Source organism: Burkholderia mayonis (assembly GCF_001523745.2).
In the GTDB taxonomy this organism is placed as follows: domain Bacteria; phylum Pseudomonadota; class Gammaproteobacteria; order Burkholderiales; family Burkholderiaceae; genus Burkholderia; species Burkholderia mayonis.
Genome location: NZ_CP013387.1, coordinates 1,396,098 through 1,404,886 on the forward strand (window position 1 = coordinate 1,396,098; position 8,789 = coordinate 1,404,886).

At 68.2% G+C, this 8,789-nt stretch carries 4 protein-coding genes and 1 pseudogene; 1 reads left to right on the forward strand and 4 read right to left on the reverse strand.

Features of this window, described 5'->3' with window-relative positions:
* Positions 1 to 3 precede the first annotated feature (3 nt).
* A complete protein-coding gene (locus WS70_RS24890) occupies positions 4 to 2,796 on the forward strand; it encodes an Hsp70 family protein (RefSeq protein ID WP_059596742.1) in 2,793 nt (930 codons plus the stop codon).
* A 159-nt stretch (positions 2,797 to 2,955) separates the two neighbouring features.
* Here the strand turns inward: WS70_RS24890 and WS70_RS24895 are convergent.
* The 4 genes and pseudogenes from WS70_RS24895 to WS70_RS24905 all read right to left on the reverse strand — a co-directional run bounded on the left by WS70_RS24895 (position 2,956) and on the right by WS70_RS24905 (position 8,716).
* A protein-coding gene (locus WS70_RS24895) for an IS5 family transposase (protein WP_108033955.1) occupies positions 2,956 to 3,713 on the reverse strand; the annotation gives its coding sequence in 2 pieces (ribosomal slippage) (positions 2,956 to 3,398 and positions 3,398 to 3,713; 759 coding nt in all).
* 451 nt (positions 3,714 to 4,164) lie between these two features.
* Positions 4,165 to 4,358: pseudogene (locus tag WS70_RS33220) on the reverse strand (hypothetical protein); the annotation flags it as partial.
* A gap of 144 nt (positions 4,359 to 4,502) precedes the next feature.
* Complete coding sequence (locus WS70_RS24900) at positions 4,503 to 6,878, reverse strand: penicillin acylase family protein (RefSeq protein ID WP_059472037.1); 2,376 nt, start codon at positions 6,876 to 6,878, stop codon at positions 4,503 to 4,505.
* Positions 6,879 to 6,994: 116 nt separating this feature from the next.
* Positions 6,995 to 8,716 (reverse strand): carbamoyltransferase family protein, encoded by a 1,722-nt coding sequence (locus WS70_RS24905; RefSeq protein ID WP_059472036.1) that lies wholly within the window; start codon positions 8,714 to 8,716, stop codon positions 6,995 to 6,997.
* Positions 8,717 to 8,789: the final 73 nt, after the last annotated feature.

The following is an 8,789-nucleotide window of genomic DNA, read 5'->3' on the forward strand; positions in this document are numbered from 1 at the left end:
CCGATGAAACCGTTCATTGTCGGCATCGATCTCGGGACGAGCAATACCGTCGTCGCGTACGTCGAGACGGGCGGCGATGCGATCCGCGTGTTCGACGTCGACCAGCTCGTCGCGCCCGGCGAGGTCGGCGCGCGGCCGCTGCTGCCGTCCGCGCGCTATCACCCGGCAGCGGGCGAATTCGCGCCCGGCGATCTGCGGCTGCCGTGGCGCGACGCCGAAGGCAGCGAAGCCGTCGGCGCGCCGCCGCCCGCCGTGATCGGCACGCTCGCGCGCTCGCTGGGCGCGCAGGTGCCGGGCCGGCTCGTGGCCAGCGCGAAAAGCTGGCTGTCGCATGCATCGGTCGATCGACTCGCGCCGATCCTGCCGTGGGGCGCGACCGACGCCAACGGCAAGGTGTCGCCGGTGGCCGCGAGCGCCAGCTATCTGGCGCACGTGCGCGCCGCGTGGAACAGCCGTTTCCCGGATGCGCGGCTCGAAGATCAGGACGTGGTGCTCACCGTGCCTGCGTCGTTCGACGACGGCGCGAGCGCGCTCACGCTCGAAGCCGCGCGGATCGCGCAACTGCCCGCGCTGCGCCTGCTCGAAGAGCCGCAGGCCGCGTTCTACGACTGGTTGTTCCATCATCGGACGACGTTGCGCGAATCGCTTGAGCAAACGCGGCTCGTGCTGGTGTGCGACGTCGGCGGCGGGACGACCGACCTCACGCTGATCAAGGTGCACGTCGAGGACGGCGAGCCGCAATTGACGCGCATCGGCGTCGGCGATCACCTGATGCTCGGCGGCGACAACATGGATCTCGCGCTCGCGCGCCTCGCCGAGACGCGTCTCACGCAGGACGACGCGCGTCTGTCGGCCGCGAGTCTGTCCCAGCTCGTCGAGCGATGCCGAACGGCGAAGGAACGCCTGCTCGATGCGGCCCCGCCCGACACGGTCGGCGTCACGCTGCTCGGCTCGGGCGCCCGGCTCGTCGGCGGCGCGCGCAAGACGGAACTGAGCCGGGAAGAGGTCGAGCGGATCGTCGTCGACGGGTTCTTTCCCGCCAGCGGTCCGGACGACCTGCCGCGCAAGCCGCGGGCCGCGCTCGTCGAGTTCGGCCTGCCCTACGCCGCCGACCCGGCCGTTACGCGGCACATCGCGGCGTTCCTGCATCGGCTCGCCGCGCAGTCGCGCGATGCGCTCGGCGCGCCGGACGCGGCGAATCCGACGCTGCCGATACCCGATACGCTGCTGCTCAACGGTGGCGTGTTCCGCTCGAAGGCGCTCGCCGACCGCCTTGCGGACGTGCTCGGCGACTGGCGCCGACAGCCATTGCACGTCTTGCAAAACGATCATCCGGACGTGGCCGTCGCGCGGGGCGCGGTCGCATACGGACTCGCGCGCGCCGGGCAGGCGCCGCGAATCGGCGGCGGCTCGCCGCGCAGCTACTTTCTCGTCGTCGACGACGATGCTCAGGCGTCGCGAGGCGTGTGCGTGTTGCCGCGCGGCACTGCGGAGGGTCATGAGGTGCATCTCGACGATCGCGTGTTCGTGTTGCGGCTCGGGCATCCGGTGCGTTTCCATCTCGCGTCGACTGTCGCCGACAACGCGTGGCGCCCGGGCGAGCTCGTGGATCTCGCAGCGGGCGACTTCGTCCGCCTGCCGCCCGTGGCGACCGTCGTTCAGCAGCAGGACGCGGGCGGATCGCGCGAGCGGCGGGTCAAGCTGACGACGTCGCTCACGGAGGTCGGCACGCTGGACATGCACTGCATCGCGACGGACGACCCGTCGCAACGGTGGCTGCTCGAATTCCAGCTGCGGCGCGAGCGTGCCGAAGACGGGGCGGCCGACGCGCCGTCTCATCCGTCGCTCGACAAGGCGGTCGAACTGATCGACCGCTCGTTCGGCGCGCGCCTCGCGAACGTCGATCCGAAGGAGGTCCGGCGTCTGCGCGCGCAGCTCGAGCAACTGCTCGGCCCGCGCGAGAACTGGGACATCGCCCTCCTCCGCGAACTGTTCGGCGCGCTGTGGGCGCGCGTCGGCCGGCGACGGCGCTCGGCGGATCATGAGCGCGTCTGGCTGAATCTCGCCGGCTATTGCGTGCGGCCGGGGTTCGGCTACCCGCTCGACGATTGGCGCGTCGCGCAGCTCTGGACGCTGTTCGACGACGGCATCCAGTACGTGAACGAAGGGCGAGTCTGGTCGGAATGGTGGACGCTGTGGCGCCGCGCGGCGGGCGGACTCGTCGAGGAGGCGCAGCGCCAGGCGCTCGACGCGATGGCCTGGCTGCAGGAGGCCGCGGGCGCGAAGCGGCCGAAGCTGCCGTTCGATCCCGCGAAGATCGGCGATATGGACATGGTCCGCCTCGCGGCGTCGCTGGAGCGCGTCGCCATCGATCGCAAGATCGATCTCGGGGAACGGTTGCTCGCGCGGTTGCAGCGGCCGACGGAGAATCACCAGTGCTGGTGGGCGATCGGACGCATCGGCGCGCGGCGGCCGCTGTACGGCAGCGCGCACGGCGTCGTGCCGCCCGACGTGGCGAGCCGCTGGCTGGACGCGATCCTCGCGGTCGACTGGAAGAAGGTCGAGCCGGCCGCATTCGCCGCGGTACAGATCGCGCGCATGACAGGCGACCGTTCGAACGACTTGACGCTCGACGTGCGCGACAAGGTCGTGCGCCGGCTCGCGTCCGTGAATGCGCCGGCTGCGTGGAGCCAAATGGTGCGCGAGGTCGTGACGCTCGACAACGCGGATACCGGGCGCGCGTTTGGGGAATCTCTGCCGGCCGGGCTGAAGCTGGTCAAGCTGGTCGCCGGCTGATCGTCCGGGCGCGGGCCGGCCGACGTGCTATGCGGTTTGCGAGTTGAATTTCCCGGCGGCGGTCGGGGGAGCGGAACTGTTCGACTGCCATCGCCGTTTCATGCAGGCGTCGGGTTGGCCTGCCGGCGAGCACAACCGCTCCTCTAGGGCGTGTTCACACTATCGAAGGGCTTCGACAATCAGGGCGAAGTTGATAAAGGCAATGAACATCAGATCGAGTTTGTCGAAGCGCGAGAAGATGCGACGAAAGCCCTTCAATCGACGGAACAGCCGCTCGACTTCGTTGCGACGTTTGTACATTTCCCGGTCGTACTCCCAAGGCTCGACGCGCGTGCTCAACGGAGGAACGACCGGGATGAAACCGAGATCGAGCGCGAGCTGTCGGGTTTCGTTACCTTCGTACGCCTTGTCCATCAGCAGGTGCAGCGGCCGATTCGGCGGTCCCAGGCGCTCGAGCAGTGCACGTCCGTGCGGCGCATCGCCGGCTTGACCGGGCGACAGTGCGAACGTTATGGCTGTTCGAGCATCCGCGGCAACCATATGAATCTTGGTTGTCCATCCTCCACGGGACTTGCCGATAGCTTGGGGTCCATTTTTTTTAACGCACCGGTGCCGTCAGGATGAACCTTCACGATCGTGCTATCCAGCGATACCGCTTCAATTCGGACGCGAATAATCTGTGCGCGCTGCAACTCCGTGAACACTCGGTCCAGTACGCCGTTGCGAGACCAACGATTCATGCGCGTGTAGATCGTATGCCAGCGACCGAAACGTGGCGGCAGGCCGCGCCATTTACATCCGTGCTCAGCAACATAGAGGATCGCGTTGAGCACTTGCAGGTTCGGCAGGCTCACATTGCCTCGCTGTCGCGGCAGGCAATGTTCGATCTGTTTGTATTGGGCTTCGGAGATTTCCATCCCCGAAGCATAACCTTAAATCAATGTAGTGTGAACACGCCATAGGCGGCATCGCGGATGCCAATAGTGGTGGGCGCAATGATCGTATGCCGAATTGAACTGACTACCACTTCGCTAATTATTGTGTCACCCAGGCGGAGTTGACGCAGATATTTCAATCCACTTCGAGCACGGTACAGGTGGGTCGCGCGAGCAGTTTCAGGATGGGCCATCGTGCGGAGCTTGCACGACTTCTGCAATCCGAACTTCGAGCGCGTCCGGATGCGCAGGATTCAGCAAGTAGTGGTACGCGAAGGGCACCGTCCGTCTCCACGTGAATAACTTGGCTTCCGCCACGATGCTCGACATCTCTGACCTTGACGCGACACCCGTACAGCGGATGCCAGCGATAATGGACTTCGACTTCCTGCCCGATATGGGCAGAATGAGCGCGAAATATAGAGCTCGCGTAAAGGCAGGCGCGCTCGATCTCGAATTCGTGTTCAAATCCCAGCGGATCACGCACAACGACCTTCAGCCGGATGTCGAGCCGGTACCCGTCGAACCCGCCCCCTGGTACGGGCGGGTCGCGGCCGGACTTGCCACGTCATCGTCGCGACGGGGCAGCCCTTTCAGGTGCGAAGCTCCAGCCGAGCAGGCTGCGCTGAGTAAGGTTGCGTGGTGCATCGGGGAGCGATACGTGCGACTGCGGCGCGCCGCACGACGCGGGCCGTGGTCGCGGCCGCGCCGCACGGAAACCACCTCGCCGCCCGCTGCCGGAATCGCGCCGAAGCGTCGCCCACCCGTCCGCTACGGCGCGAATCGCAACGTATGCCGCGCGTCGCCCGGCAGGAACGGCGTCGGCTCCGCGCGCACCCAGGCATCATGGCCCGCCAGGAAGAACGGACTGAGCGGATGCCCGCTCTGTCCGCCCGGCATGTTGAAGATCCCGAATTCCTCGTGCCCCGGCGATACGACCATCCGCTCGGACTGTCCGAAATCCGGCGCGGCGACGCGCGGCATGTGCGAATCGCCCGGCATTTGCGCGGCCGGCGCCGTCAGCCGGCTGCCGAGCAGCGGCAGGCTGCCGGCGAACGGATGCGCGATCCGCAGTGTGTTGCGCGCGCCCCAGCTCGCCTGCGCGAGCGGCGCGCCGTCGGCGGTAAGCGCGGCGATGGTCCGGTCGATCGCCATCAATTGGACGTCGCGCCAGCTCGACGCGCCGGCCGGCAGCCAGCCCGGCGGCTGCGTGTCGAGCAGCCGCGCCACGACGGCCGGCCAGCGCGGATTCGCCAGTTCGTAGTCCGCGCCCGGATCGACTTGCTTCAGGCGTGCGTTGAGCCCGTCGAACGTGACGTCGTACAGCCGATACAGAAAGCCGCGCGCGAGCGTATACCCGACCGAATCGACGCTCGCCCTGCCCGTCCAGCCGTTCGCGAGCAGCCGGCGGAATTCCGCGCGCGACGGATGGCCGGCGAGCGCCGCGTCGTCGAGCACGCGCAGCGCACGGTCGCGCCACTGCGCGATGAACAGCGCGCGATCGTCGAGGTCGATGCGATACGCCGCTCGTTCGTCGGTGCGGCCGAGCGCCGTCAGCCCGTCGCGCAGTTGGGTCGCGCGCGCGCCGAGGTCCGTGCCGCCGTCGCCGATCAGCCGGTACGCGTCGCCCGCCAACTGCCGGTTGTTCGCGGTCCACAGCTGGCCGCCCGACGGATCGACGACGCGCGGATACGCGTCGGGCGGCAGCAGCGACCGCCACGCCGGGCCGTCGTTGCCGCCGCGCGGCGCGCGCCGATCCGGCAGCGCGCCGGCAATGGTCCAGCCGATCTGTCCGGCGCGGTCGCCGACCACGATGTTCTCGGCGGGGATGCCGAGCGTATTCGCCGCGCGGATCGCGCCGTCGACGTCGACGGCGTCCGCGAGCCGCGCGAGTCCCAGGTTCACCGCGCCGGGCGACTGCGCGACCCAGTGCACCGCATAGAGCCGGCCGTCGATTTCCCGCACCGGCCCGGCCGTCGTTTCCAGCACCGTCAGCGCGACGGGCGCGCCGCCCCGCACCCGGATCGATTCGACGTACCGGCGCGCGATCTGACGCGCGCCGCCCATCCGGAACGCGCGCGGATCGTCGCCGTCCCGCTCGAGCGGTACGAGGTCGAGACAATCCGCGTAACCGACCGTGAAGCCCCATGCGACATGCCCGTTGCTGCCGGCGACGATCGCCGGCAGCCCGGCGAGCGTCACGCCGACGGCTCGCCGGACGGGCGCCGCGCCGGCCGGATACGTGAAGGCCGCGCGATACCAGGTGTTCGGCAGGCCGAGCACGAGATGCATGTCGTCGCCGACGATGGCCGCGCCGCGCGCGCTGCGGCTGCCGGCGATCGCCCAGTTGTTGCTGCCGACCGACGACCGGAAGTCGAGCGACGCCCGCTTGGCCGCGCCGTCGCCTGCGGCGCGGAACCAGTCGGGCGCGGCATCGGGCAGCGGCGCGGGTTTTTCGTCGACGCTCGACGCATCGAGCGGTGCGTCGAATCCGCTCGACGATGGCAGCAGGAAGGCGGCCTGCTGCGACGTCGCGTGTTCCGCCAGCCAGTTGCGCGCGATGTCGCGCGATGCGAGCGTGCCCTGCACCTGGAAGTACATCGCCCAGATCACGAGCAGCGAATCTTCGGGCCGCCACCGCGTCGGCCGCTCGCCGAGCAGCGCGTATTCGAACGGGCGCGCGCGGAGCGCGGCGAGGCCGTCGTTGACGCCTTGCGCGTAGCGTCGCAGCAGGCGCTGCTCGTCGGGCGACAACTGCGCGAACGCGGCGGCCGCACGCGCGCGAAACCGGAACAGCCGGTGCTCGCGATCGAAATCCAGCGCGGCGGGCCCGAGCAGCGCCGCCAGCTCCCCTGCTCCGGTCCGGCGCAGATAGTCCATCTGGAAGAAGCGGTCCTGCGCGTGCAGGTAGCCGATGCCGTAGGCGGCGTCGAAGCGGTCGCGCGCGGCGACGGTCGGCACGCCGGCGGCGTCGCGCTCGATCGTCATCGGGCCGCCGAGCGCCGGCGCGCGCACGTCGCCGTCGAGCTGCGGCAGGCTCGCGCGCAAGAACAGCGTCGCGCCGGCCGCGACGAGCAGCACGCCGAGAATGATGAGGCCCGGCAGTATCTTGAGCCACCGCCGCAGGCGGTTCGTGCGAGAAGTCATGGGTACGCGAGTTCGTGAAATGGGACGGTGGGACGAGACGGCGCCGCGCCGCCCGTCTGCGCTGCGGAACAGGCAGGCGGCGCGACGTGCGGCGCCGGTCGGTGTTTCGGGGCGGCTCAGCGCTTCGAGATCAGATAGCTGCCGAGCGCCAGATAGTCGATGTCGGTTTTCATGAACGTGTTGATCGCGTCCTGCGGCGTGCACACGATCGGCTCCGAATCGTTGAACGACGTGTTCAGCAACAGCGGCACGCCCGTCAGCGCGTCGAATTCGGAGATCAGCCGGTGGTAGCGCGGATTGTCTTCGGCGTATACCGTCTGCGCCCGCACCGTGCCGTCGAAGTGCACGACGGCCGGAATCTGCTCGGCCTTCTCCGCGCGCACGCGCGACGTCGTCAGCATGTACTTGCCGGCCGCGACGCTCGCGCTGCCCTCGAACCATTCTTCCGCGCGCTCGCCGAGGATGCTCGGGCAGAACGGCCGATACAGCTCGCGGTGCTTGACCTTCACGTTCATCAGCTCGCGCACCGCCTTGTTGCGCGGGTCCGCGAGCAGGCTGCGGCCGCCGAGCGCGCGCGGGCCCCACTCCATCCGCCCGTTGAACCAGCCGACGATGCCGCCGTCCGCGATCAGCTTCGCGACTTCCTTCTCGATGTCGACTTTCCGGTACGCGAGGTTCGTGCGCTGCAGGACCGTCTCGATCTCGCCGTCCGAATACTCGGGGCCGAGATACGCGTGGTTGAACACGTATTCGCGCGGATTGCCGAGCACCTGATTCCAGATCAGGAACGCCGCGCCCATCGCGGTGCCCGCGTCATTCGACGCCGGCTGGATGAATACGTCGTCGAACAGCTTCTCGCGCACGATCACGCCGTTCGCCGCGCAGTTCAGCGCGACGCCGCCCGCCATGCACAGGTGCCGGTAGGTCGTGCGATCGAACTTGCGCAGGATGTGCAGCAGCACCTGCTCGGTGAGCAATTGCAGCCCCGCGGCGACGTCGACATACGCCTGCCAGTTGTCGGTATTGAAGTCGACGGGCTCGTGGCGGCGCGGCAGCCCGAACAGCGCTTCGAGCGTCGTGAAATCGGGCGATTCGTGGCGCAGCACAGCGAGATCGACCGTCATGTCCGCCTTGTCGGTGACGATCCGCGAGAACAGGTCGATGGTCTTCGCGCCATCGCCGTAAGCGGCGAGCCCCATCACTTTCGACGCGTCGTACTGGCTGAAGCCGAGATACTTCGACAGCTTCTCCCACACGAAGCCGAGCGAGTTCGGGAACAGGAAGTCGTGCACCTTCGTGAGCGTCGCGCCGTCGCCGTGATAGAGCGACGTGCTCGCCCACTCGCCGATGCCGTCGATCACGAGCACGGCCGCCTTGTCGAACGGCGACACGTGGAACGCGCTCGCCGCATGGCAGTCGTGGTGCGGCAGGAAATGGAATTCGCCCTTGAAGCCGGCGTCCTCGATCAGTTGCCGGCGCGACGACAGCACGCCTTCGGCGAAATTCAGCCCGCCTTCGAGCGTCTGATAGCTTTCCTTGTCGAGCGGCCATGCGTGCGCGCCGCCGTTCGCCGAGCGCCACGACGCGACGCCCTTCTGCAGGATGTCCGGGCTGAACGAGTAGCCGATGTGCGCGCACGCGTCGAGGCCGATGCCCGCCGCGTCGAGACACTTGCGGATCGCTTTCCACGGCAATTGCCCCGTCGTCTCCGGCGTCGACAGCTTGCCGTGCTTGATCCGGTTCAGGCGCTCTTCCTCGATCGCCATCACCACCTGGCCATCCTTGACGAGGCAGGCGGCGGACTCATGATATGCAGCGTTGATGCCTAGTATGTACACGTTGACGTCCTTTCTGGTTGTCTCGATGGTCCGCTTCTCGATGTGTGCGCGTTCCGGCCGGCGGCAAGCCGGA